The sequence below is a fragment of the Bacteroides sp. Marseille-P8574 genome, assembly GCF_902825465.1.
GTDB classification, from domain to species: domain Bacteria; phylum Bacteroidota; class Bacteroidia; order Bacteroidales; family Bacteroidaceae; genus Bacteroides; species Bacteroides uniformis.
Genome location: NZ_CADEBE010000001.1, coordinates 2,592,397 through 2,616,669, shown reverse-complemented (window position 1 = coordinate 2,616,669; position 24,273 = coordinate 2,592,397). Strand labels below are relative to the sequence as shown.

General features: G+C 47.4%; 18 protein-coding genes and 1 pseudogene. 8 read left to right on the top strand and 11 right to left on the bottom strand.

The window, feature by feature from the left end; genetic code table 11:
* Window positions 1-22 precede the first annotated feature (22 nt).
* The 5 genes and pseudogenes from HUX74_RS11165 to HUX74_RS11145 form a co-directional block, all read right to left on the bottom strand.
* Complete coding sequence (locus HUX74_RS11165; RefSeq protein WP_005834518.1) at window positions 23-508, bottom strand: DUF3836 domain-containing protein; 486 nt, start codon at window positions 506-508, stop codon at window positions 23-25.
* Between the two features lie 222 nt (window positions 509-730).
* Window positions 731-1,672: a bifunctional riboflavin kinase/FAD synthetase gene (locus HUX74_RS11160; protein WP_174646649.1), complete on the bottom strand. Its 942-nt coding sequence runs from the start codon at window positions 1,670-1,672 to the stop codon at window positions 731-733.
* Entirely contained in the window at window positions 1,656-2,276 is a 621-nt protein-coding gene (locus tag HUX74_RS11155) for an HAD family phosphatase (protein WP_005830542.1), read from the bottom strand. The genes HUX74_RS11160 and HUX74_RS11155 overlap by 17 nt, the downstream gene beginning before the upstream one ends.
* Before the next feature lie 2 nt (window positions 2,277-2,278).
* Window positions 2,279-4,963 carry a calcium-translocating P-type ATPase, PMCA-type gene (locus HUX74_RS11150; protein ID WP_174646648.1) on the bottom strand — a complete coding sequence of 895 codons (2,685 nt, stop codon included), beginning with the start codon at window positions 4,961-4,963 and terminating at the stop codon, window positions 2,279-2,281.
* A gap of 90 nt (window positions 4,964-5,053) precedes the next feature.
* Window positions 5,054-5,472: pseudogene (locus HUX74_RS11145) on the bottom strand (sensor histidine kinase); the annotation flags it as partial.
* 141 nt (window positions 5,473-5,613) lie between these two features.
* Between HUX74_RS11145 and rd the strand changes: the two are divergent.
* Window positions 5,614-5,775, top strand: a complete 162-nt coding sequence (rd, locus tag HUX74_RS11140) for a rubredoxin (RefSeq protein WP_005830549.1) — start codon at window positions 5,614-5,616, stop codon at window positions 5,773-5,775.
* On the opposite strand, the gene HUX74_RS11135 is transcribed toward rd, so the two are convergent.
* On the bottom strand, window positions 5,772-7,469 hold the full coding sequence (locus HUX74_RS11135) for a Na/Pi cotransporter family protein (RefSeq protein ID WP_005834507.1): 1,698 nt from the start codon (window positions 7,467-7,469) through the stop codon (window positions 5,772-5,774). The genes rd and HUX74_RS11135 overlap by 4 nt on opposite strands.
* Before the next feature lie 83 nt (window positions 7,470-7,552).
* Between HUX74_RS11135 and HUX74_RS11130 the strand changes: the two genes are divergently transcribed.
* On the top strand, window positions 7,553-9,226 hold the full coding sequence (locus HUX74_RS11130) for a nucleoside kinase (RefSeq protein WP_005834505.1): 1,674 nt from the start codon (window positions 7,553-7,555) through the stop codon (window positions 9,224-9,226).
* A 43-nt stretch (window positions 9,227-9,269) separates the two neighbouring features.
* The gene (locus HUX74_RS11125; RefSeq protein ID WP_174646647.1) at window positions 9,270-10,775 is read left to right on the top strand and encodes a HAMP domain-containing sensor histidine kinase; all 1,506 of its coding nucleotides are present in this window, start codon (window positions 9,270-9,272) and stop codon (window positions 10,773-10,775) included.
* A gap of 83 nt (window positions 10,776-10,858) precedes the next feature.
* Here HUX74_RS11125 and HUX74_RS11120 read toward each other — a convergent pair whose 3' ends face one another.
* Window positions 10,859-12,232 carry an aminopeptidase P family protein gene (locus HUX74_RS11120; protein ID WP_174646646.1) on the bottom strand — a complete coding sequence of 458 codons (1,374 nt, stop codon included), beginning with the start codon at window positions 12,230-12,232 and terminating at the stop codon, window positions 10,859-10,861.
* Window positions 12,233-12,537: 305 nt separating this feature from the next.
* Here HUX74_RS11120 and rpoN point away from each other — a divergent pair, with 305 nt between their 5' ends.
* From rpoN to HUX74_RS11095, 5 genes are all read left to right on the top strand, one after another.
* Window positions 12,538-14,028, top strand: a complete 1,491-nt coding sequence (gene rpoN, locus HUX74_RS11115; RefSeq protein ID WP_174646645.1) for an RNA polymerase factor sigma-54 — start codon at window positions 12,538-12,540, stop codon at window positions 14,026-14,028.
* A 93-nt stretch (window positions 14,029-14,121) separates the two neighbouring features.
* A complete protein-coding gene (locus HUX74_RS11110; RefSeq protein WP_131225577.1) occupies window positions 14,122-14,784 on the top strand; it encodes a phosphatase PAP2 family protein in 663 nt (220 codons plus the stop codon).
* A 68-nt stretch (window positions 14,785-14,852) separates the two neighbouring features.
* The gene (gene gcvH, locus HUX74_RS11105) at window positions 14,853-15,233 is read left to right on the top strand and encodes a glycine cleavage system protein GcvH (protein WP_117600283.1); all 381 of its coding nucleotides are present in this window, start codon (window positions 14,853-14,855) and stop codon (window positions 15,231-15,233) included.
* A 116-nt stretch (window positions 15,234-15,349) separates the two neighbouring features.
* Window positions 15,350-15,859, top strand: a complete 510-nt coding sequence (purE, locus tag HUX74_RS11100) for a 5-(carboxyamino)imidazole ribonucleotide mutase (RefSeq protein WP_008662630.1) — start codon at window positions 15,350-15,352, stop codon at window positions 15,857-15,859.
* 98 nt (window positions 15,860-15,957) lie between these two features.
* Window positions 15,958-17,823 (top strand): 4-hydroxy-3-methylbut-2-en-1-yl diphosphate synthase, encoded by a 1,866-nt coding sequence (locus HUX74_RS11095; RefSeq protein WP_174646644.1) that lies wholly within the window; start codon window positions 15,958-15,960, stop codon window positions 17,821-17,823.
* 116 nt (window positions 17,824-17,939) lie between these two features.
* Here HUX74_RS11095 and HUX74_RS11090 read toward each other — a convergent pair whose 3' ends face one another.
* The 4 genes from HUX74_RS11090 to HUX74_RS11075 all read right to left on the bottom strand — a co-directional run bounded on the left by HUX74_RS11090 (window position 17,940) and on the right by HUX74_RS11075 (window position 24,255).
* Window positions 17,940-19,667, bottom strand: a complete 1,728-nt coding sequence (locus HUX74_RS11090) for a family 43 glycosylhydrolase (RefSeq protein WP_174646643.1) — start codon at window positions 19,665-19,667, stop codon at window positions 17,940-17,942.
* A gap of 260 nt (window positions 19,668-19,927) precedes the next feature.
* The gene (locus HUX74_RS11085; RefSeq protein ID WP_174646642.1) at window positions 19,928-21,328 is read right to left on the bottom strand and encodes a DUF5723 family protein; all 1,401 of its coding nucleotides are present in this window, start codon (window positions 21,326-21,328) and stop codon (window positions 19,928-19,930) included.
* A gap of 229 nt (window positions 21,329-21,557) precedes the next feature.
* Window positions 21,558-23,249, bottom strand: a complete 1,692-nt coding sequence (locus HUX74_RS11080) for a S41 family peptidase (RefSeq protein WP_119961376.1) — start codon at window positions 23,247-23,249, stop codon at window positions 21,558-21,560.
* 22 nt (window positions 23,250-23,271) lie between these two features.
* Entirely contained in the window at window positions 23,272-24,255 is a 984-nt protein-coding gene (locus tag HUX74_RS11075) for an adenosine kinase (RefSeq protein ID WP_119961375.1), read from the bottom strand.
* Between the last annotated feature and the right edge of the window lie 18 nt (window positions 24,256-24,273).

The following is a 24,273-nucleotide window of genomic DNA, read 5'->3' as shown; positions in this document are numbered from 1 at the left end:
TCATTTCTATATTGTTCTTCATTTATTTTACTGCCAGGAGCAATACGTCTTCCTCCGCAGTGGCATGTTCCACCAACAGATTCCAGTCGTTGTCCTTCTTACTCCATTTGTAACTCAAGTAGTTGATGTCATCTCCCGCCTGCAGATAAACAGCTTTTTCCTTCACATCGGAGTAGGCATTCGTCTTGTTGTCCCACAAGGCATATTCCACATCCGTACCGGCTTCCGTATAATTGTAGTTCAAGCAATAGAAGCGTTCAAACGCCTGCTCAATCTCGTTCCATCTCAACGCCTCCTTCTGTATCGTACGCCCTTGGGCATCATAGGTGAAATTGTATTTCAAATGGTTCTGCAGAAACTTACCGTTCTCTACTTTATATACAATTTGGGACTCCACCTGATTTCCGTTCATCACTTCATTATAGGCAAAGTTTTCCTGGATATTACCACCAAAAGCATTTATCACTACTGTCACTACAAAAATTGTTGTCATTACTAAAGTTTTCATACCGTTATTGTTTTATTAGTTCTTTATTTTGTTTTTCGATAATCATTTATCGTTTTTCGATATGCAAATAAAAGGCCTTTTTTTGATATGACAAAGAAAAACAGAAAATATTTATCGAAAAACAATAAAAAAAACGCGTTTTACGATAAATATACAGAAAACAAACACTTCAAACGGGAAAATACATAGAACTGCAAGGGGATAAATGACCTCGCCTTATGTTTATAAAGAAAGAATGGATTTAATCTCCACCTCGTCACGGTGAAGCTGGGCAATAAGTTCTTCTATACTGTCGAATTTCAGTTCAGGACGGGTGCGGCGCACAAAGGAAAGACGCATCGGCTGCTGATAAATATCAGCATCAAACCGGAATATATGGACCTCAATACTGCGATCGGGTCCGTTCTCCAACGTAGGCCGGTAGCCAATGCTTAGCATACCGCCGTACTCCTTGCCTTCAACACAGACACGGACGGCATACACACCATCGCAGGGAATCAGCTTGTCAGGATCGGAAACACGGAGATTAGCCGTAGGGAAACCTATCTTACGCCCCACCTGATAGCCACCGACAACCGTACCGTCCAAAAAGAAATCATATCCCAGATACTCGGCAGCTTCCGAAACGTTTCCCTCCAGCAACAGACCGCGAATAGCCGAGGAGCTGACAGTAACCTCCGTTACCGATGTCTCCTTACTATAAGAATACGCGCGCGCAAGAAGCACCTCCATACCCAATTCGCGACCATAGTGCACATAGTCTTCAAAACCCTCGCTGCGGTTATGCCCGAAACGATGGTCGTACCCCACTACCAAAGCTTGTATCTGATAGCGATCCTTCAGTATGGACATGAATTCCCGTGCCGAAAGCCGGGCTATTTCAGGAGTAAAATCAAGCATCATGCAATAATCCACCCCAGTCTTGGCAAGCAGGGAAACTTTCTCATCACAAGTGGTCAATAACTTCGGATGATAATCGGCCTGCATCACTTTACGCGGATGTACCGGAAAAGTCACGACCGACGAAGCAAGCCCACGCTCGGCAGCTACCGCACACACTTGCTCTATCAGGTAGCGGTGTCCCCGATGTACTCCGTCAAAGAAACCGATAGTGGCTACACTTGGACGGGAACCAATGTCCGATGTTTCACAAAACAACTGCATGTCTCCAATCCTCGTGGGCCTTTGGCGTATAGGTAGAAATACCCAACGCCTCCGCTGTCCGGCAATTGGCCTCAGAATCGTCAATGAAAAGAGTCTCGTTGGGAAGAATACCGGTCTCATCCAGTACTTTCTGAAATATATCGGCATCCGGTTTTGCCATCTTCATCTCATAAGAGAGATAGATATGCTCAAAAAAGTCCTCCGCACGGAAAGCCTTGTAGCGAAACGCGTGCAGACACGACCATTGCCAATGGATTTCATTGGTGTTGCTCAGCAGATAGACCACATATTTTTTGCGCAGTTCCAACAGTAAATCCAATTTAAAAGTAGGAATACTCACTAGGAAACTGTTCCAGGCGTCATCTATCTGGGCATCAGTCACCGGTTTCCCTATCTTTCCACGAATCACTTCCCGGAACTCCGCACTGGTAATCAACCCTTTTTCATATTTCTGGAAGAAATCCTGCTGGTGATAGAGGTCCAACATGACTTCCACGTCCGGCAATCCCAGCTTTCTGAAATTCTCTAAACAGCGCTGGCGGTCCAAATCAATCAGAACTCCGCCAAAATCAATAATAAGGTTCTTGATTCCTCTTCTTTTCATCACTATTTCTGTGTTAAACGTCGGATAAGGCGAACCAGTTCACCTATCCACAAAACAAACGAGGTAGAAACGACAATCGTCATCCAAGTCATAAAATCGAGCGGCACTGTGCGGAATACAGCTCCACCAAACTGTACAATCAGTATCTGTCCGCCCAAAATGGCAAGTATAATCAGCTCCATGCCATAAGATTTAGAAATGCCCTTGAACGCCGAGTCCGAAGTGCCGAACACACGTGCATTGAACAAGTTCCAGAACTGAAGCATAACAAAGAACGTGAAGAACACAGTCAACCGATAGGTAGTCATCCCCCCCTCTTCACTGTTAAACCAGAAGAGCATTCCCATAAGTAATACCAGAAAGGCAAAGCCCATTCCCAAAATGTAATACCTCATGGACTTGGTTATAATGAAATCCGTACTCTTACGCGGTTTTTCCTTCATCACGCTCTCACTGGGTGGAATGGACGCCAGGGCCAGGGCCGCAAACGTATCCATAATCAGGTTCACCCACAACATCTGCGTGACGGTCAAAGGAAGCGTCGTACCCACCAGTGAACCCAGGAGAACGATAAACAAAGCCACAAAATTGATAGTCAGTTGAAAAACAATGAAACGCTGTATATTCTTATATAGAGAACGTCCCCACATCACGGCCGTACCTATACTGTTGAAGGAGTCATCCAGCAACGTGATGTCGCTGGCCTCCTTGGCAACGGAAGTCCCGGTACCCATCGAAAGTCCCACTTGCGCATGGTTCAACGCAGGAGCATCATTCGTGCCGTCACCCGTCACAGCCACTACCGCACCTTTCTGCTGCAACAGTTGCACCAGACGCTGTTTGTCTGTGGGGCGTGCACGCGACATTATCTTCAAGTCCATCACACGGTCCAATGCCTCCTCATCCGTCAATTCGGCAAATGCAGCTCCCGTAATGCGGTTCTTTTCCGTATCCTCCGGTTTCCACAGACCAATCTGGCGTGCTATCTCGGTAGCCGTACCCGGTGTATCTCCCGTCACAATCTTCACTCCGATACCTGCCGACTGGCATTTGGCAACGGCCGCAGGCACATCCGGACGGATAGGGTCACTGATGGCAACCACACCGAGGAACGACAAGTCATTTTCAGCAACCAATGACACACAATCAGACGCTTCCGCATCATCCACAATCTTGAATGCAAAGCCAAGTGTACGCATAGCCATATTCTGGTAGTTGAGCAACTGAGCCTCCACTGTAGAACGGTATTCCACCGCATCCACACGCTTGCCGTCCAACATGACATCCTTGCATTTACCCAAAACAATCTCGGGAGCTCCCTTCACATACAGCACCTTCTTCCCAATCAAGGGAGATTGCACCAGAGTAGCCATGAATTTTCTTTCCGTAGAGAAAGTCAGCTGGTCGATAACCGTAGCTTTCTCACGCAGCGCCAGATAGTCGCATCCTTGGCTGTTCAGCCAAAGCAGCAGTGCCACCTCCGTGGGGTTACCCACCCCTTTCGGCTTCTCGCCAGTCACCTCTTCTTCCAGGAAAGCAGTGGAGTTAGCACTGATACCTTCCATTACCAGCTTGCTGAGGTCATCATTCCCCAGCTGCCCGTTATTCTTCAAACCATAGAAATTGGGTTCATGCACCTGCATCAGATTTTGGGTCAATGTACCGGTCTTGTCGGTACAAATCACTGTAATGGCTCCCATCGTCTCGCATGCATGCATCTTGCGCACCAGGTTGTTGGTGGAGAGCATGCGGCGCATATTCAACGCCAGACTGAGTGTCACGCTCATCGGCAAGCCTTCGGGCACAGCCACCACAATCAGGGTAACCGCCATCATAAAGTATTGCAAAGTAGCCTGCAAGGCCGGCAGCCAATCACGGAAGGTATGAAATGAAGAAAAGTCATAAACCAGTACCACATCCTTTACAAAGAAAATGAGAAAAGCCAGACCCGCTACGGAAAAGCCAATCTTTCCAATCAGATTGGCCAATTTGGTCAACTGAATATTCAGTGGAGTAGGTTCCGTATTCTGTTCGGTACTTTGACGTGCCACTTTACCGATTTCCGTAGCATCGCCCACAGCCTCCACACGCATGGCGCCATGTCCATCCACCACCGTTGTACCGCGTAAAATGCGGTTGGAAGCATACGTAGCCTCTTCGTCAAAGTCGGCTTCTACGGTAGTTTTCGTCACTACCGGCTCACCGGTCAGATTCGATTCGTTCACTTGCAGGGAAATGGCTTCCAGCAATTCACCGTCCGCCGGAACCTCTTCACCGGTTTCCAGCACCACGATATCACCCACCACTACATCTTTACGGGGAATCTCCTGCACATGTCCGTTACGAATTACTTTCACCAAAGTTTCTTCGTTCACTGCATTCAGCAGGTCAAACTTCTTTCCGGCATCATATTCAAAGAAGAAACCGATACCGGTAGCCAGCAGAATGGCTACTATAATGCCGATAGTCTCGGCATATTCATTCTCTACAATGGAAATAATCAAAGAAAACAGAGCGGCAACCAGCAATACCCTTACTACGGGGTCCTCAAACTTCTCCAGATACAATTTCCATAAAGAAGGCCGTTTAGGAGGCGTCAATAAATTTACTCCATGTTCCTCGCGGCTCTTCCGCACTTGTTCGTCGGTCAGCCCGACATGATAATAATCATCCTTTATTGCAGTCATGCAAGTCTTTAGGTTTAATTTTGGAACGCAAAAATACAATAATAATCCGGGAAAACAATACCTATATAATGATTAGTGATTAATTGACTGTCATCGATTCTCTTTTTCCCTTACCAGTTTCGGTCCGGTTGCAGGCTCCCACGGCAATGTGAACCAGAAAGTCGAACCTGCCCCTTCTTCCGATTCCACGCCTATTTCGCCTCCCTCAATTTGCGGACAATGGTCTGGCAAATGGAGAGCCCCAGTCCGGTACCTTCCTTTCCCTGCTTCAGCTTGACGAAACGTTCAAAAACATGTGGCAACTTCTCCTAAGGAATACCGGTTCCCGTGTCTTTTACGTAGAAATAACTTTGCACAATTTCCAGTAACAGTATCTCCTCCTCGCCCGTCGATGCAGAGGCCAGCAATTCCGAGAATCCGACAATTACGTTCAACGGAGTACAGACTTCATGGCTCATATTCGCCAGAAACACCGATTTGGAACAGCCGGCATTCTCTATGGCATCCCGCATAATCGCCCAGAACAGCTTGTCGGCCATTTTCATAAATGTTGTTTTAATAAGAAACAAAAATAGACTATTTTGTTCAACAATAAAACAAAAAGGGCTTTTAAACGTTATTATAGAAGAATAAACCTAAAAAAGAAATTTATGGAAAAGTACATTTGCACTGTATGCGATTATGTCTATGACCCTGAATTAGGCGACCCTGAAAATGGAATAGAACCGGGAACATCTTTCGAAGACCTTCCCGAAGATTGGGTTTGCCCCTTGTGCGGAGTAGGCAAAGAAGAATTTGAGAAAGCGTCCTAAGACGCTTTCTTTTCTTTTATATCGCTGCTGGCTTCCACTACATTCACCACATAGTCGCCCAGCTTTTCACATTCTGCAATGATGTCCATATAGTAAACACCCATCTGGTAATCATATTCCTTGTTATTCACATCCAAGATATTCTGATTCTTCAGCTGATTGCGGTAATTATTGATTTCGTTCTCTAAATTAAAGGACTTGTTCACATCCGCGCCCGCATGCTCCGGATGTTCCACCACGACAATCATCTGCTCCAAGGCATCATCCGTCAGCTTCATCATGAAATGGATATGCTCGTACTGCTTCTCAGTGAAATCCTGGTTGGTCTGGCGCTTGCGGTTGATGGTACGTGCCAGATTATAGCAGCTGTCGCCGATGCTCTCTATCTCCGTCACTTCACGCAGCATGGCACGTATCTGCAACTTACTTTCCGAACTCAGGCGCCCTTCGGACACTTGATTCAGATAATTGGCAATCTCCAGCTCCATGCTGTCACTGATATTCTCGTACTTCTCCACACGGCTGAACACTTTGTTGAAATCATCATCCTTCTCCGTATGCAGCAAGTCCTGCACCATTCCGAACATACGGCGGGTACGTTCGGCAAAGAGATGTATTTCCTTGCTTGCCTGCAGGATGGACAGCTCTGCCGTAGAAAGCATACCGCCCGAGATAAAACGCAAGCGATATTCCTCGTCCTGCTCCTTCATTGGAATAATGGCACAGACCGTACGTTCGATAAACTTCACGAACCATATCAATATCAGCACGTTGCAGATATTGAAGCAAGTATGGAATGCCGAAAGCTTGAAGGATACGGCCACAGCCGGATCTTTAGTACCCATCACGTTCTCTACGAACCATGACACAGCCTCGGTAAAGGGGGTGAAAAGACACAACACCCATATCACACCAAACACATTGAATACCAAATGAGCCAAAGCAGCCCTCCTCGCCTGCGTATTACCGGTCAGCGCCGCAAGGTTTGCCGTGATGGTTGTACCGATATTCTCTCCCAAAACCAGTGCTGCCCCCAATTCGAAACTAATCCAGCCGTTGGCGCACATAATAAGCGTAATGGCCATAGTTGCCGCAGATGCCTGCACAATCATGGTCAACACCGTACCGATACCCACAAAAAGGAGTATGGAGATAAAGCCCATGTCGGTATAGTCCTGCACAAATGACAGCATATCAGGATTCTGGCTCAAGTCAGGAGCATTGTTTTTCAAATAGGAAAGCCCCATGAACAAGAATGAGAAACCGAAAATAAATTCACCGACAGACTTGCGGTTACTTTTTTGAGAGAAGAGGAGAGGAATGCCGAAAGCAAGAAGAGGAAGAGCAAAGGCGGCAATGTCCACCTTGAAACCTAAAGCTGAAATAATCCATGCCGTAACAGTCGTACCGATATTAGCACCCATTATGACACCTATGGACTGTGAAAGCGTTAACAACCCCGCATTGACAAAACTTACAACCATCACCGTGGTTGCAGAGGAAGATTGTACAAGTGCTGTAATCAGCACGCCCGTCAACACACCGGTCACTCTGTTGGTTGTCATTGCGGTCAATATTTTCCGCAGTCTGTCACCGGCAAATTTTTGAAGCCCCTCACTCATAATCTTCATTCCGTAAAGAAACAGTGCCAATGAGCCGAGTAGCTTTAAAAAATCATAAAAAGAATATTCCATCTTTAATTATTTAAGGTGTTTCATTCCTTCACGTGTTATAATGTCCTATATTTAACGTGTCAACCCACTAAAAACGAGACATCATGAAACACATGTTACAAATTTGTTGCAAAAATAATAATATTTCTAAAGAATTCCCTATAGGGAGCTCACTTTTGGATATTTATTACGGTTTTAATCTAAATTTCCCCTATCAGGTAGTCAGTGCAAAAGTCAACAACCGTTCCGAAGGACTGAATTTCCGTGTATACAACAATAAGGATGTAGAGTTTCTCGACATACGTGACTCCTCAGGCATGCGCACCTATGTCCGTTCCCTCTGCTTCATTCTTTACAAAGCTGTCAGCGAGCTGTTTCCGGAAGGAAAACTGTTCGTAGAGCATCCGGTATCCAAAGGTTACTTCTGTAACTTGCGCATCGGCCGTTCCATAGAGCTGGAAGATGTGACCGCCATCAAGAAACGGATGCAGGAAATCATCGCCGAAAACATCCCCTACCATCGTGTAGAATGCCACACCACCGAGGCTGTGCGTATCTTTAGCGAACGGGGCATGAACGACAAGGTTAAGCTGCTGGAAACCTCCGGCTCGCTATATACCTATTATTACACATTGGGCGATACCGTAGACTACTACTACGGCAACCTGCTGCCCAGTACCGGGTTCATCTGGCTGTTCGACATCGTGAAGTATTACGACGGCCTGCTGCTGCGTATCCCCAACAAGGAGAACCCGAATGTACTGGAAGAAGTGGTGAAACAGGAGAAGATGCTCGACGTATTCAAGGAACACCTGCGCTGGAACTACATCATGGGGCTGAGTAACGTGGGCGACTTCAACCTGGCTTGCGAGACAGGCCATGCCACCGACCTCATCAACGTAGCCGAAGCCCTGCAGGAGAAAAAGATAGCCCAAATAGCTGACGACATCTACCACCGCGGCGAAAACGGAAACCGGGTGAAGCTCGTACTCATCTCCGGTCCATCGTCCTCCGGAAAGACGACTTTCAGCAAGCGGCTCAGCGTGCAGTTGATGACCAACGGCCTGCGTCCCTATCCCATCTCGCTGGACAACTACTTCGTAGACCGTGAAGACACCCCACGCGACGAAAACGGAAACTACGACTACGAATCACTCTATGCCCTCGACCTCGAACTCTTCAACACCCAGCTGCAGGCATTGCTCCGTGGCGAAGAAGTGGAGCTGCCCCGTTTCAACTTCAACCTCGGGAAGAAAGAGTACAAGGGCGACAAACTACGCATCGACGAGCATACCATCCTCATCCTGGAAGGAATTCATGCCCTGAACCCTGAACTGACACCACAGATTCCCGCCGCCAGCAAATACAAGATTTATGTATCCGCCCTGACCACCATCTCGCTGGACGACCACAACTGGATTCCCACCACGGACAACCGCCTGCTGCGCCGCATCATCCGCGACTTCAACTACCGCGGCTACTCGGCACAAGAGACCATTTCACGCTGGCCCAGTGTACGTGCCGGCGAGGACAAATGGATATTCCCCTACCAGGAAAATGCCGACGTTATGTTCAACTCCGCCCTCTTATTCGAATTCGCCGTGCTCCGCTGCCACGCAGAGCCCATCCTTACCAGCGTTCCACGGAACTGTCCGGAATACGCAGAAGCCTACCGGTTGCTGAAATTTATCAAATATTTCACTCCCGTGCAGGACAAAGAAATTCCGCCGACATCCTTGCTAAGAGAATTTTTAGGAGGCAGCAGCTTCAAATACTAAGTTTTTTATTCTAACTTTGTGAGTAAATAAAACAAACGTACATATGAAAAAAATTATTTCGACACTTCTCTTAGCGACTTTCTGCATCTTTATTCAACTCCATGCGCAAAACCGCGCGGACGAATTGATGAAACAAGCGCAAGAAAATCTTACGAAAAAGGAATATATCAAAGCTCGCTATCTTTTCTTGCAAGCCTACAATGCCTTTGCCACGCAAGACAAATATGCCCAGGCAGTGGAATGCGGCGTCAATGCCAGCGCCCTCTACCACCGGGAAAATTACTATAAAGAAGCTTTTGAACTGTTGCGCGGTGCCGAGCAAGTAGTGGCAACCGGCGAACAGAAAACAGGAAAGGCCATGCCCAACCTGCGCTTCCGCATCAACAAGGAGCGCCTACAAATGTATATCAACTTGAAGAATCCCACACGCGCCAAGGAACAGCTGGCCAAACTGGAAGAGACCGCCAAAGCTTCTCACAACGACTCTCTGAGTAACGACCTGCTTTATACACAAGCCAATTATTACTACACCTTCGGTATGACCACACAAGGTGATGTGGCTAGCAACCGCCTGATAGGGCAATATAAGGAACAAAAGAACTACGCCAAAGTAGACGAATACTACAAGACTCTCATCAGCATTGCCCGCAAGGCAAACAATGCCGGACTGGTGGCACGCACATACGACAAGTATATCATTTGGGCCGACTCTGTAAAAGCGCTTACCTCCCAAGAGGAACTGAACGCCCTAAAGAAGAAATACGATGAAAGCCTGGCTACTATCCAGGAGAAGGACGATTCCCTGAGCGCCAAGCAGTACATCATCATCGGGCTTTGCATACTCGCCGCCATCCTTGCCGCCGCACTGGTATTCGGCGCCATCGTATTGCTGCGTTTCATCATCCTCACCCGTAAACAGAAGAAAGCCATCAGCACTACCAATGAGCACAATGAGCTGAAAACCAAATTTATCCAGAACATTTCCACCCAGATGGAACCGACACTGGACACGCTCGACGCCTCACTGCCGGGCGTAAAAGCCCTGTATGCATTCTCCAACCATATCCAGGAACTGTCCGAGTTGGAAACTACCTTGTCCGAACCCTACGAAATGCAGGAAAAGAATATCTCCACTTTCTGTGAAGACATCATGGACAAAATCAAAGGGATGACACAAGAGGATGTCACCTTGACCGTGAACGCTCCAAAACTGAATGTGAAAATCAACCCTGAGCAACTGGAACGCATCTTGCTGCACCTGTTGAAGAACGCTTCCGAGCACACCCCTGCTGGAGGGAAAATATGGCTGGACTTCAAGAAACGCGGTGCGCACACCCACCAGTTCATCATCAGCGACACCGGTTGCGGTATCCCCGAGGAGCAACGCGAAAACATCTTCAAGCCTTTCACCGAAGTAAAGGACTTGACGCAAGGCGACGGTCTGGGACTACCCATCTGCTCACTGATTGCCACCAAGATGAACGGTAGCCTGACACTGGACAGCAGCTACAACAAGGGAGCACGGTTCGTTCTGGAACTACACGCATAAACCATACATATTGTATTTGAAAGCCGCTTGTCACCGGCATTACCGGGACAAACGGCTTTCTGTATATATTAAAAATGTGGTTGTCAACGTAATGCCTCCACCTCTTCCGGCGTCAGCGGAATTTTCTTACCCAAACGGCGCGCTCCCGTTTCGGTAATCAGATAATCCTCCTCATTGCGGATGCCACCGAAATTACGGTATTCTTCCACCTTATCATAGTCAATGAAGTCCATAAACTTCTTCTCTCCTCTCCACAAATCAATCAACTCGGGAATGAAATAAATGCCCGGCTCAACCGTATGCACAAAGCCCGGTTCCAGAGGAATAGCAAGGCGCTGGCTCTTGCGACCGAACTGCGTACTCTTGGGCTGGCCGTCATAGCCTACCCAAAGCTCACCCAGGTTCTCCATATCGTGCACGTCCAGGCCCATCATGTGTCCCAGTCCGTGGGGATAGAACAAAGCATGCGCCCCTTCGCGTACGGCATCTTCAGCATTGCCCCTCATCAAGCCCAGCTCTTTCAGCCCTTCCACCATTACTTGGGCAGAAAGCTCGTACACCTTCATATAAGGAATGCCCGGACGAAGCGCTTTAACAGACTCCAGATGCATGGCGTTCTGGATTTCGTAAACGGCACGCTGGCGTGGAGTAAAAGTCTTGTCTGCCGGCACGGTAGACGACATGTCACCACAGTAACCCGAAGGCAGCTCGGCGCCGGCATCAATCAAGAAGAGGTCTCCCGGTTGCACCCGGTTGCCGTGATAGTGGTTATGCAGGGTCTGGCCGTTGACAGTAGCAATCGTGGCAAAAGACAGCTCGCAGTTGTTCATCTCGGCGATACGGTTCATTTCGGCCACAACCTCGTATTCGTACATGCCCGGACGAAGCACCTTCATTGCGGTGATGTGCATGTCAGCAGTCACGTCACAAGCCTTTTCTATTTCTGCTATTTCTTCTGTCGACTTGTAGTTGCGCTGTGCCACCACCGCGCGGATAAACGGCACAGATCCTTCCTGACGTGCAAGAGGAACACCCAGCCAATCCATCAGTTTCAATTTATGCTCGGCACGATAAGGGGGCAAATAATGGATGGTCTGTCCCTTCTGTACAGCCTTGTGCAGATAACCGACAATGTCGGCAAAAGGACGGGTTTCGGAAATTCCCACAGCAGAAGCCTTTTCGTGAAGGGTGGGCTGGGTACCCATCCAGACAATATGGTCGATGGTCAGCTCATCGCCAAAAATGATTTCTTTATCTTCATCTATGTCGATGAGAGCTGACAGCCCGGCAAACGACAAGCCAAAATAGTAGAGAAAAGTGGAATCCTGGCGGTAACGGAAAGTATTGTCCTCATAGTTCAAACCTTGTTCATCGTTACCCAAAAACAGTAACACTCCGGAGCCTATCGTTTTTTTCAGCTGGGCCCTGCGCTGCACATACGTTTCTTTAGCAAACATAACATTCCTTGTTTTAGTAGTTATAGGACAAAGATAAAGATAATCTTTGAAAGAAGATAATACAAAAAGGAGATTAATCTATATGGTTCATAATCAGAAGACTATTTTGCCAACGTTTTTCAAGCCTTTGGCAAAGTCTTGCCATAGGCATGGCAAAAGTTTGCCAAGCTATTGGCAAAAGCTTGTTTTCTCTTTTCTTGTTAAATATCATCAGAGAGGTTTCGTGTTATCGAACTATTCACTATTTTTGCGGTAAATATCTGAAAGAAGATGCACAATGAGTGCATAGAATAATTTATAAAAATATGGCACAAGGCTCCCGACAAGTACAGACCCAAGCGCAACAGCAGATACAAACGCTGTCGCCGCAACAAATTCTGGTGGTAAAGCTGCTGGAACTTCCCGCCGTGGAACTAGAGGACCGCGTACGTGCCGAACTTCTGGAAAATCCGGCACTGGAAGAGGGTAAGGAGGATACTCCCAGCGACGAATACCCCGACACACCCGATGCGGAAACCGGCTCAGAAGATGGTGGAGACACCAGCTATGATTCTTTAAGCGATTATCTGAACGAAGACGATATCCCCGACTACAAGCTGCAGGAGAACAACCGCAGCAAAGGGGAGCAGGCAGAAGAAATTCCTTTCTCCGACGCCACCTCCTTCTATGAAACCTTGCGCCAGCAGCTCGGCGAGCAGGACTTGACTCCGCACCAGCGCGAACTGGCCGAATATCTCATCGGCTCGCTGGACGACGATGGCCTGCTGCGCAAATCGCTGGACAGTATCAGCGACGAACTCGCCATCTACGCCGGTATCGACGCTTCTCCCGAAGAGCTGGAAGAAGTATTGAAGATTATACAAGACTTCGACCCCGCCGGTCTGGGCGCCCGCACCCTACAAGAGTGCCTGCTCATCCAGATTCGACGTAAGGAAGCGCAACGGCCCATGCCCTCGCCTCCACAATACTATATAGAAGAAGATATTCTTACCCAGTGCTACGAAGAGTTCACCCGCAAGCATTGGGACAAGATTATGCAGAAATTAGGTATCAGCGAAGATACCCTGCAACAAGCCGTTAAGGAAATCTGCAAGCTGAATCCCCGCCCCGGTGCCTCGCTCGGCGAAGCCATCGGCAAGAACATGCAGCAGATTGTGCCCGACTTCCTGGTAGACACTTATGACGACGGCACCATCAACCTGACACTGAACAACCGCAACGTGCCGGAACTGCGCATGAGCCGCGACTTCACCGAGATGGTGGAAGAACACACCAAGAACCGGGCCAACCAGTCTAAGGAATCCCGCGAAGCCATGATGTTCCTCAAACAAAAAATGGATGCCGCACAAGGTTTCATCGACGCCGTGAAGCAACGCCAGAATACGCTGATGACTACCATGCAGGCCATCATAGACCTGCAACGTCCTTTCTTCCTCGAAGGAGACGAGTCATTGCTCCGCCCCATGATTCTGAAAGATGTTGCCGAACGCACCGGGTTGGACATCTCGACCATCTCCCGTGTGAGCAACAGCAAGTATGTACAGACCAACTACGGCATCTACCCGCTGAAATTCTTCTTCAACGACGGCTACACAACCGAAGACGGCGAAGAGATGTCTGTACGCGAAATACGCAAGATACTCAAAGAGTGCATTGACAACGAGGACAAGAAAAAGCCTCTGACCGATGACGAACTGACCGAGCTGCTGAAGGAGAAAGGCTATCCCATAGCCCGCCGCACGGTGGCAAAGTATCGCCAACAGATGAATATCCCCGTGGCAAGACTGAGAAGATGAGAGAAAAGGATGAGCGATTAGGGATTAAGGTTTAAAGATTAGTGCATTCAAATAGTAAATTGTAAATAGTCAAATCGTAAATAAAATTAGGTTGTGGAAGAGCATATTATAGCAGATAAAACTTTAATCAGAACAGCGAAAGTGATTTCGGCGGTATTCACACCGTTCTCCATCCCTTTCCTGGCTTTTCTGGTTCTGTTTATATTCTCGTACCTGCGCATCATGCCGTTGCAGTACAAGTTGATAGTATTGGGCGTGGTGTATTGCTTCACCATCCTGATGCCTACACTGACTATCTTCATCTTCCGCAAAATCAACGGTTTCAGTCCGGAAGAACTGGTGGAACGAAAAAAGAGATACATTCCCTTTATTCTGACCATCACTTCCTATGTATTCTGCCTGCTCATGATGCACCGGCTCAATATCCCGTGGTATATGACCGGCATCATACTCTCCGCTCTGGTAATGATGATAATCTGCGTCATTGTCAACTTAAAATGGAAACTGAGCGAACACATGGCAGGCGCCGGAGCCGTAATTGGCGGACTGGTAGCTTTCAGTGCCTTGTTCAGCTACAATCCCGTATGGTGGCTATGCCTCTTTATACTGGTGGCTGGCGTGCTGGGCACCGCCCGCATCATCCTACGACACCACACCCTGGGCGAAGTTATGGGAGGCTTTGCCGTAGGGCTTCTTTGCTCGTTGCTGGTACTCCACCCGCTGAGCAACATATTGTTCCGAATCTTCCTTTTTTAAGAGCCTTGTTTAATTTTTAATTTTCAACTTTTAATTTACATAGTATCAACCCTTAAAAACTAATGATCATGAATTTCCCGACTAATGTAAAGTACACCAAAGAACACGAATGGATTCGCCTGGAAGGTGATGTAGCCTATGTAGGTATTACCGATTACGCACAAGAGCAACTGGGCGACATTGTGTTTGTCGACATCCCAACCGAAGGTGAAACGTTGGCCGCCAACGAAGTGTTCGGCACCATTGAAGTAGTAAAAACCATTTCAGACCTCTTCCTGCCCGTAAGCGGAGAAATTCTGGAACAGAACGAAGCGCTTGCTGACCAACCGGAACTGGTAAACCAGGACCCGTACGGCGAAGGCTGGCTCATCAAAATCAAACCCGCCGCTGATGCCGACTTCGACAGCCTGCTGGATGCCGAAGCCTACAAAGCGCTGATAAACGAATGAAATGAAAGGATTAGGGGTTAGCGATTAGCACCGGACGGAATGATAGCGCAGTCCCTAACCCCTAATCGTTAATCCCTAACCCTTATAAAATTAACCCTTTAATAATTTAAAGATTCATGTCTCCAATCGTTAGCATCATCATGGGCAGTACTTCCGACCTCCCCGTTATGGAGAAGGCCGCGCAATTGCTCAATGACCTGCATGTACCGTTCGAAATGAACGCTCTCTCTGCTCACCGCACACCGGAAGCAGTGGAGGAATTTGCCAAGAATGCCCGCCAACGCGGCATTAAAGTGATTATTGCCGCTGCCGGTATGGCTGCCGCCCTGCCCGGCGTCATTGCTGCCAATACCACACTGCCGGTAATCGGGGTTCCAGTGAAAGGTTCCGTACTCGATGGTGTAGACGCCCTCTACTCTATCATCCAGATGCCTCCGGGCATACCGGTAGCCACCGTTGCCATTAATGGTGCCATGAACGCTGCCATCCTTGCCGTACAGATGCTGGCACTGAGCGATTCCTCATTGGCTGAAACATTCGCCGCCTATAAAGAAGGGCTGAAAAAGAAAATAGTTAAGGCAAATGAGGACTTGAAGGAGGTGAAGTACGAATACAAGACTAATTGAGGGATTAGGGATAAGGGATTAGTAAGATGATATGTAGTCACTGATCCCTTATCCCTTATCACTAATCATTTATCACTAAACGCTAATCACTTATTACCGTGGATTTATTCAACTATTCCCGACGGGAAACATCAGAAGTAAACATTGGAGCCACCCCTATGGGCGGCTCCAATCCTATCCGCATACAAAGTATGACGAACACCGCTACGCAGGACACAGAAGCCAGTGTGGCGCAAGCCAAACGTATTGTCGACGCCGGAGGAGAGTATGTACGCCTCACGGCCCAAGGCATCAAAGAGGCTGAAAACCTGATGAATATCAACATAGGCCTACGCCAAGACGGATATATGGTGCCGCTTGTGGCCGACATTCACTTCAACCCGAAGGTAGCGGACGTAGCAGCACAGTATGTAGAAAAAGTCCGCATCAATCCGGGAAACTATGTGGATGCAGCACGTACTTTCAAACATCTGGAGTATACCGATGAAGAGTATGCCCAAGAGTTACAGAAGATACACGACCGCTTTGTACCCTTCCTTAATATCTGCAAGGAGAACCATACTGCCATCCGCATCGGCGTGAACCACGGTTCATTATCCGACCGCATCATGTCGCGCTATGGCGATACACCGGAAGGCATGGTGGAATCTTGTATGGAGTTTCTGCGCATCTGCGTGCAAGAGAATTTCACGGATGTAGTCATTTCCATCAAGGCATCCAATACAGTGGTCATGGTAAAGACAGTGCGCCTGCTGGCAGCCGTCATGGAGCAGGAGGGTATGCAATTCCCGCTGCACCTCGGTGTAACGGAAGCCGGAGACGGAGAAGACGGACGCATCAAATCGGCCTTGGGCATCGGCGCCCTGCTGGCAGACGGTTTGGGTGACACCATCCGGGTTTCCCTGAGCGAAGCCCCGGAGGCGGAAATCCCCGTAGCCCGCAAACTGGTGGACTATATCGTGCAGCGCCACGACCATCCTTATATCCCCGGAGCAGATGTGCCGGAATTCAATTATCTCTCTCCCACCCGCCGCGAGACTGCTGCCGTACACAATATCGGCGGAGACAATCTGCCCGTGGTCATTGCCGCACGCCTGGACGGGGACATGGACTTCAATCCGCAATTCGTACCGGACTATATCTATACGGGACGTTCCATCCCCGAACAACTCCCGGAAGGCATGCAATGCATCATCGATGCCGATGTCTGGATGGAGCACAGTAACGGAGGAACGGAACCGGACAATGCCTGGCCTGCCTTTAAAGGAGACCAGCTTCCTTTCCTAAGCAGCTGCGGCGCTTCTTTGAAATTCCTCTTCATCACGTATATGGGATTGAATGACGAAGCCATCGCCTGCCTGAAGTATCATCCGGAAGTCGTATTGGTTTCGCAAAGCAATCATCCCAACCGATTGGGAGAACAACGCGCCCTGGTACACCAGATGATGAAGGAAGGCCTGAAGAATCCGGTAGTCTTCTTTGAACACTACGCAGAGAGCGAATTGGAAAATCTGCAAATCAAAGCGGCGGCAGACATGGGAGCGCTCATCTTCGACGGTCTGTGTGACGGTATCCTTCTCTTCAACCAAGGAGAAACCATAAGCGGCAAAGTGGTGGATGCCACTGCTTTCGGTATCCTGCAAGCCGGACGTGTACGTACCAGCAAGACAGAATACATCTCTTGTCCCGGTTGCGGACGCACACTCTACGACCTGGAAAGTACCATTGCCCGCATCAAGGCAGCTACCGGCCACCTGAAAGGACTCAAGATAGGCATCATGGGATGCATTGTCAACGGCCCCGGGGAAATGGCGGATGCCGATTATGGCTATGTGGGTGCCGGACGAGGCAAGATCAGTCTCTACAAAAAGAAAGAGTGCATCGAAAAGAACATTCCCGAAGAAGAGGCGGTAGAAAAGCTGATAGAGTTGATAAAAAGTAATGGAGACTATACTGAGAAATGAAACAATAAAGCCCGCAATCATACAGATACGGGCTTTATTATTATGAACAAAAAAGCAGATTTCTATCTCTTCCAGCTGAACAGCCAGCTCATGAAATCCATTTCACCATTCCATTCTCATTTTACATGTTTTACTTCTGAACGCAAAGATATACCATTTTCGTTGAATGCCTCCACGCAGAAATAATAATCCTGGTCGATGGTAAGAGATTTCATCAGCAAATCATTTTTACCATAAACCATCCAGGAACTATAAAGTTTATCGGGAGCAATGCCCCAAAGAACATTATACCCTTGTGCCCCCTTCACCGGTTGCCAGCTGACAGTGACATCACGACGGTCAGTGTGGCGGTCAACCGTCAACTTCTTAGGCTGCTGCGGTGCCTTACCCGTACCCAATCCAAAAACACGGAGTTCGGAAATGGCCAGATTCGGAGTAGGAATATCTATATTCTTATAGCGGATATAGCGTGCAGACTCAGGCAACGCAAGTTCGACATAATCATTCGGAGTATCCTTATAACTCTCCTTACGGTCTACCAAAACTTTCCAGTTCTGTCCGTCCAGCGAACCTTCGATGATATAACGGTGATGGAGCCCCTCATAACGACCATACATATTGCTCTGATAATCATGGTAATTAATCTGAACGGCGCATACCGTAGCAGGCTTCTCCAAATCAATCATCACCCACTGGCGTTCATCATTAGCCTCAGCCAACCAAAAAGTTTTCGTCAGTTCATCTGTTAAGGAAGACGGTACAAACTTTCCCTTGGTGGTAGAGGCCGTCACCGACTTGCCGTAAGAAAGCAGCATCCAGCCACGGAACTGTCCGGCCTTTCCGGGAACAGCAGGGGCATAGCGGGGATAATCTCCAAAACGGGTGTCCACGTACATAATTCCTTCCTTGTCGAATCCTGCCGGGAACATGCAAAGACGACGCTCCCAGTTTACATTAATGGAAAGGGCCATGGAAGCAAAATGCCAGTATTGCCCACCAGGACCAAGTACAGTGCTACCATGTCCGGCACCATTCATATAGCCACCCGGCTTATAAGACACCGGGTTATGTTTCTGGTAAGTGTAAGGTCCCATCGGATGGTCGGCCACATAGACGCCGTCCGCGTAGACATTGAATTCTGTTCCCGGCGCTCCATATTGCATATAGTATTTCCCATTGTGCTTCGTCAGCCACGGTCCTTCCATATAACCTCCCAATACGGTATCCGTATGGTTCTCTCCGAAACGTTCCCAGCCATGCCTGGGCATATCCAGATTAAAGAGTTCCTTGGTATTTCCCTTCTTTATGAAACGACGATTTCTGTCAAGCTCCATCCCGCGGATTGGATATACATTGGAAGATCCCCAGAACATATAGGCTTTCCCGTCATCATCAATAAACAAGTCAGGGTCCTGCAAATCATGCAGAATGGCAGGAGTAGCTTCCCAGTTGCCGGAAGCCGGGTCGTCGGTATAAAGAATGCTCATGGCTCCGGAAGGATCGCCCGTAACATAGAGCAGAGAGTCTTTATAGTTATGTGCCGCCGGAGCATTACAGCCCTGCGGATACCAGTTTCTTCCCGGACAAACAAATTCCCAGTTCAGCAAATCTTTGGAATGCCAATATCCATGGGAACGGGTGACAAACATGTAATACTCTCCCCGGAACTCCACCACAGCAGGGTCGGCACCCGAACGATAAGAAATATCCTTGTCCGAATTATAAATCATATACGTATAATCAATGTTCAATGGATTACAATACGTATCTTGACGCATACTCTGCGCACAAAGCGAACCTGCCGTACACAGCAAAGCCAGCAATGCACCAACTTGTTTTTTCATATCTTACTTCTTTATTTGTTATAAATATAGACTCCAGCTTATTTTTATTGCACATTGTTCCTTAAAAACACCGTATCGGCTATTTTTGTTACAAATAAAAGGAAAGTAAGTGAAACTGCATTATTTTACACTACCATAAAAGTACATCTGCTACATAACACAATAAAGAGAAATACTGTATTAGCACTTCTCTTTACATTTATTCTTTGATTATCAATATATTATCAAACAAGACAAATCAATCTTACATATAACTCATTTTACAACTTTTCAGCAGCTTTCTGTTTTCCCAAAGGAATAGAAACACCCAAGTAAGCATTGACATTCTTCGTATTCTTGCCAAAGAACATATAGTCTGTTCCCGCAAAGAAAGGCCCCAGTTTCAGTGCCAGACCGAAGGTTTTACCGGCTCCTTGAAGTACGGAATAGCTGGCAGCTACATTGAAAGCATTCGTCGGACGGATGCAGGCAGAGAAAGTCAGCTCATTCAAAGTTTTCGGCTTGGCAAAACGACCGGTATACAAGGCACCCACTACCAGCCAATCATTCAGCAAGGCATATTCAGCGCCAAGAACCATTGTAGAAGTCAATCCACGGGTACGGCTCTTCTCAGAAGCTTCCTCTGTCTTGAGCTGCAACATGTCATAGTTAAGAATCTCGCCGCTGTTCACAATATTTATGAACTCCTGCTGCGAGGCCGGGTCAAGAAGATCATAAGTCTGCTCTGCATTGGCTCGCGCTATACTGGTATTCGATTTAGACCATTTGATAAAGCCCAAATCAAGAACTGAAGCAGAAAGTGTCAATTTATCCAGTAACTTGTAAGATATTCCCAAATCAATAGCCCCACCATATCCGGCAAAACCGAAACTGCCAAAATCGATTTCATCGATATAATCACCATTCTCGTTCTCGGGAAGTTCTAACAGCTTTGACGAGTTCTCCAAAGTTGCGTCCACTTGAATGGAAGCTTTACTCGTCACTCCTGAAGAGCCCACAGAAGGAGTTTCCACATGAATCTGGTTAATGTTCAGCTTTAAGTTACCGATACCCAGCAGCATCTTCACCTTACCGCCTACAGCCAGTCGGTCTGTTATATTCCTTGCAAAGCCAACGCCGACTTCTGCATAGGAATTTATCTCAAGCTTCTGTCCATTAATGGTTTCGTTAATGCCCAAATAGTCAGAAATATTGTCACCAAACTCCAGGCTACTCATGTTATTCATAAACTGGAACATGGTTTTCGGTATGGCAGCACCGATATCATTACGCAACCCCACATTGACTGACCAGAAGTTCTTTCCTTTATACCACCCGGCAGACAGAATGTCGGTACTCAAATTCACATTCAAGTTATTGATAGCATCCAGTCGGTTCATAAAGTCATTGCTCATGAAATAGTCGCTATCATCACTGTTCTCAATAATGTCCATAATATCCCTATACCCCAGGGAACTGGAGTTGACGGTAGCATTCAACGAACCTATCGCGGGAATATTCAGATAACCGCGTCCCGGCATCAAGGCCGGATTGAGCTGCATACGCTGGCTACTTCCTTCCATAAAGTAGAAAGTGCGCAGAAACTGGGCTTGTCCGGAAAGAGAGAAGCAAAGCAACAATACCACAGACAGCCATACTTTCAGAGAATTCAATCGTTTCATAACCTTGTCAATATTTTCATTATCACCTGCAAAAATATAAAACAAGTTAATACCCTACAAACAACTTAACCGAATAGCCGTGTATAAAAGGCTTATACAGAGACTATCCGGTATAAATTAAGGAGCAAATAAAAGAATCCTCTTAAGAATGCCCTTATACTATTTCATCATAAACATTCTCATTTGCTCTCGTAGCGGTACTCAGAAAAACCGGGGCTGCCTCCTTTCTTTATTGCAGAGACATTGACGTCACTGTCGGAGCACTCAACATTTCCTTGTATTTTGCCGGAGCAGTCAGTATCTTTACAGCCTCTTTCAAGTCATCATCATCTTTCAACTGCTGGATAATGCTTCCACGCTGGAAATAATAACGCTTGATGATTTCTACCGCAATCATGCTCTTGATGTCCTTGGAGAAATGGTCAAGGTCACGGTCCAGATTATGCGACAATTTTTTCTCCAGCGCTTCAAACTCTTTCGAAGCATCAGTCAGATAGCCCTCAAATTCGGCCATCTCCTTCAGGTTCTTCAGCATCTTCTCTGTCTGTTGGTCGTATTTGAAGTCCGCCTTCTTCACCATCGCCTTGAAGTCCGCATAATCGGCATCTGTAATTTCAAACTTCTCTGCTGAAGGGATGGTAGGATGTTTCAGGCAATAGTCCGTTGCATAATTGAAAATAAGATTGTCATTGACAAGATAGAACAGAATGTTGGGCAGCTTCTCCTGCTTCACCGCAATGTCCGGAGTCACGCCTCCGCCATCACGCACTTCACGTCCGGCAGCCGTATGGAACACGGTAGTAAGGCTGTCCGGAATACGTCCCACACTGCCGTCCTCATTCCGGTGCTTGTAGTCGATAGCCTGCACACAACGGCCGCTGGGAATATAATATTTAGAAGTCGTCAGCTTCATGGTACCACCGTATGGCAACGGACGGGTGGTCTGCACCAATCCCTTACCGAAAGTACGGTTACCGATAATGACCGCACGGTCAAGGTCCTGCAAAGAACCCGCAAGGATTTCTGACGAGGAAGCCGTTCCGCCATTGACCAGAACAGCCAAAGGAATTTCCAAATCCAACGGTTCACGCAACGTCTTGTAGGTATTGCTGGCTTGCTTAATCTTGCCCTTTGTCGTCACAAGTGTTTTTCCGCGAGGCAGAAAGAAATTGGCTATCTCTATGGACTCATCCAGCAAGCCGCCTCCATTATTACGCAGATCAATCACCAACGAAGTCATCCCCCGCTTCTTCAAGTCCAGAAAAGCCTGCTTGAACTCCTTGGAAGGATTTCCCGAGAAGGTGCTGAGATTGATATAACCTATATTATTATCCAGCACCGTATAATAAGGTATGAACGGCAATTGGATGGAACGGCGCACAATGTCGAAATCCAACGGTTTCTCTGTACCGGGACGTTGCACTTTCAGCTTGAAGCTGGTACCCACTTGTCCGCGAAGCATCTCGCTGACTTCCTGGTTGTTCTTTCCGGCAAGGTCTTTTCCGTCAATTTCCATCAAAATATCTCCGGCTTTCAGGCCTACATCGGCAGCAGGCATATTCTCGTATGGCTCAGATATCATGGAACGTTTCAGTTTCGGATTCCAAGTAATCACAGAACCTATACCACCATAGGAATTCTTCAGCATCTGCTCCAATTCGCTTTGGTCATCTTCCGGATAATACTCCGTGTAGGGATCCAGCGAGTAGAGCATGGCATCAATGCCTTCACGGATAGTCTTGTTCGGATCAATCGTATCCACGTAGAACATATCCAACTCTTTCACAATGGAATTGAATATATCCAGATTCTTTGCTATTTGGAAACTGCGGCTATCACCACTCTTAAACCCCCAAAAACAAACGGCTCCCGCTACAATCAGCAAGGTAACCATCCAGCGTATCTTTAAAATTCTTCTCATAATATGTCTATGTGATAATATGCTAATTAATTAATAAAATTTCTTCCTTGATTTTTTCCCATTGTGCTGCCTGAAGCTCCGTACCCACCACTTGTATCACATCTTTAGAGAGAAGGGAGCCTATCTTGCCACATTTCTCCAGCGAATAGCCACACGTCAGTCCATACAAGAAACCTGCTGCAAAATAGTCGCCCGCTCCTGTAGTGTCCACCACTTTCTCTACCGGAGCCGCTTGTACCTGCACCATCTCTGTACCTTTACGAATCAGAGAACCACGGGCACCCACCTTTACAATGGCTATGCTACACATTTTGGCAATGATGTCCAATGCTTCCTCCGGTTCCTTACCAGTAAAGGCCTTTGCCTCTTCTTCATTGGCAAAAACAATATCCACATATTTGTTGACCAACAGAGAGAAAAATTCAAGGTCTCCTTCTACTATATTGTAGCTCGCCATGTCCAAACATACTTGTAAACCGGCCTCTTTAGCCAGCTCAATGGCACGGAGAATCATATCATGGTCTTGCACCAGATACCCCTCTATAAACAAATAAGCATATCCTTTGAACATATCCAGCGAAAGATCTTCCGCTTTCAATGTAGAAGCCGCCCCCAAATAAGTGCCGAAAGTACGCTCTCCATCAGGAGAAATGAACGTAGAGGCTACACCGGACGGAAGGGTAGTGGAAAGCAATAAATCCGCCTCTGTCCCATGTTCCAGCAGACTATCCCGAAAAAAGTTACCGTAAAAATCATTATTTACTTTTCCGATAAATCCCGTACCTGCACCAAGGCATGCCATTGCCCGAATCGCATTTCCGGCAGAACCTCCGTTAGCCAGATGTGTCTTTATCCGGCTGAAATATTCACTAATTTTCAAGAACTTATCTTCATCAATCAGAGTCATACTTCCTTTCGGGAGCTGCATCTCCGTCAAAATATTATCATCCTCAATGATTGCCAGTGCATCAACCAAAGCATTGCCCAACCCAATTATTTTATCCATCTTCGATATTTTTTTTGC

Coding starts and splice junctions, on each gene's coding strand:
- HUX74_RS11165 (WP_005834518.1), bottom strand. CDS start 508: ATGAAAACTTTAGTAATGACAACAATTTTTGTAGTGACAGTAGTGATA.
- HUX74_RS11160 (WP_174646649.1), bottom strand. CDS start 1,672: ATGCAGTTGTTTTGTGAAACATCGGACATTGGTTCCCGTCCAAGTGTA.
- HUX74_RS11155 (WP_005830542.1), bottom strand. CDS start 2,276: ATGAAAAGAAGAGGAATCAAGAACCTTATTATTGATTTTGGCGGAGTT.
- HUX74_RS11150 (WP_174646648.1), bottom strand. CDS start 4,963: ATGACTGCAATAAAGGATGATTATTATCATGTCGGGCTGACCGACGAA.
- rd (WP_005830549.1), top strand. CDS start 5,614: ATGGAAAAGTACATTTGCACTGTATGCGATTATGTCTATGACCCTGAA.
- HUX74_RS11135 (WP_005834507.1), bottom strand. CDS start 7,469: ATGGAATATTCTTTTTATGATTTTTTAAAGCTACTCGGCTCATTGGCA.
- HUX74_RS11130 (WP_005834505.1), top strand. CDS start 7,553: ATGAAACACATGTTACAAATTTGTTGCAAAAATAATAATATTTCTAAA.
- HUX74_RS11125 (WP_174646647.1), top strand. CDS start 9,270: ATGAAAAAAATTATTTCGACACTTCTCTTAGCGACTTTCTGCATCTTT.
- HUX74_RS11120 (WP_174646646.1), bottom strand. CDS start 12,232: ATGTTTGCTAAAGAAACGTATGTGCAGCGCAGGGCCCAGCTGAAAAAA.
- rpoN (WP_174646645.1), top strand. CDS start 12,538: ATGGCACAAGGCTCCCGACAAGTACAGACCCAAGCGCAACAGCAGATA.
- gcvH (WP_117600283.1), top strand. CDS start 14,853: ATGAATTTCCCGACTAATGTAAAGTACACCAAAGAACACGAATGGATT.
- purE (WP_008662630.1), top strand. CDS start 15,350: ATGTCTCCAATCGTTAGCATCATCATGGGCAGTACTTCCGACCTCCCC.
- HUX74_RS11090 (WP_174646643.1), bottom strand. CDS start 19,667: ATGAAAAAACAAGTTGGTGCATTGCTGGCTTTGCTGTGTACGGCAGGT.
- HUX74_RS11085 (WP_174646642.1), bottom strand. CDS start 21,328: ATGAAACGATTGAATTCTCTGAAAGTATGGCTGTCTGTGGTATTGTTG.
- HUX74_RS11080 (WP_119961376.1), bottom strand. CDS start 23,249: ATGAGAAGAATTTTAAAGATACGCTGGATGGTTACCTTGCTGATTGTA.
- HUX74_RS11075 (WP_119961375.1), bottom strand. CDS start 24,255: ATGGATAAAATAATTGGGTTGGGCAATGCTTTGGTTGATGCACTGGCA.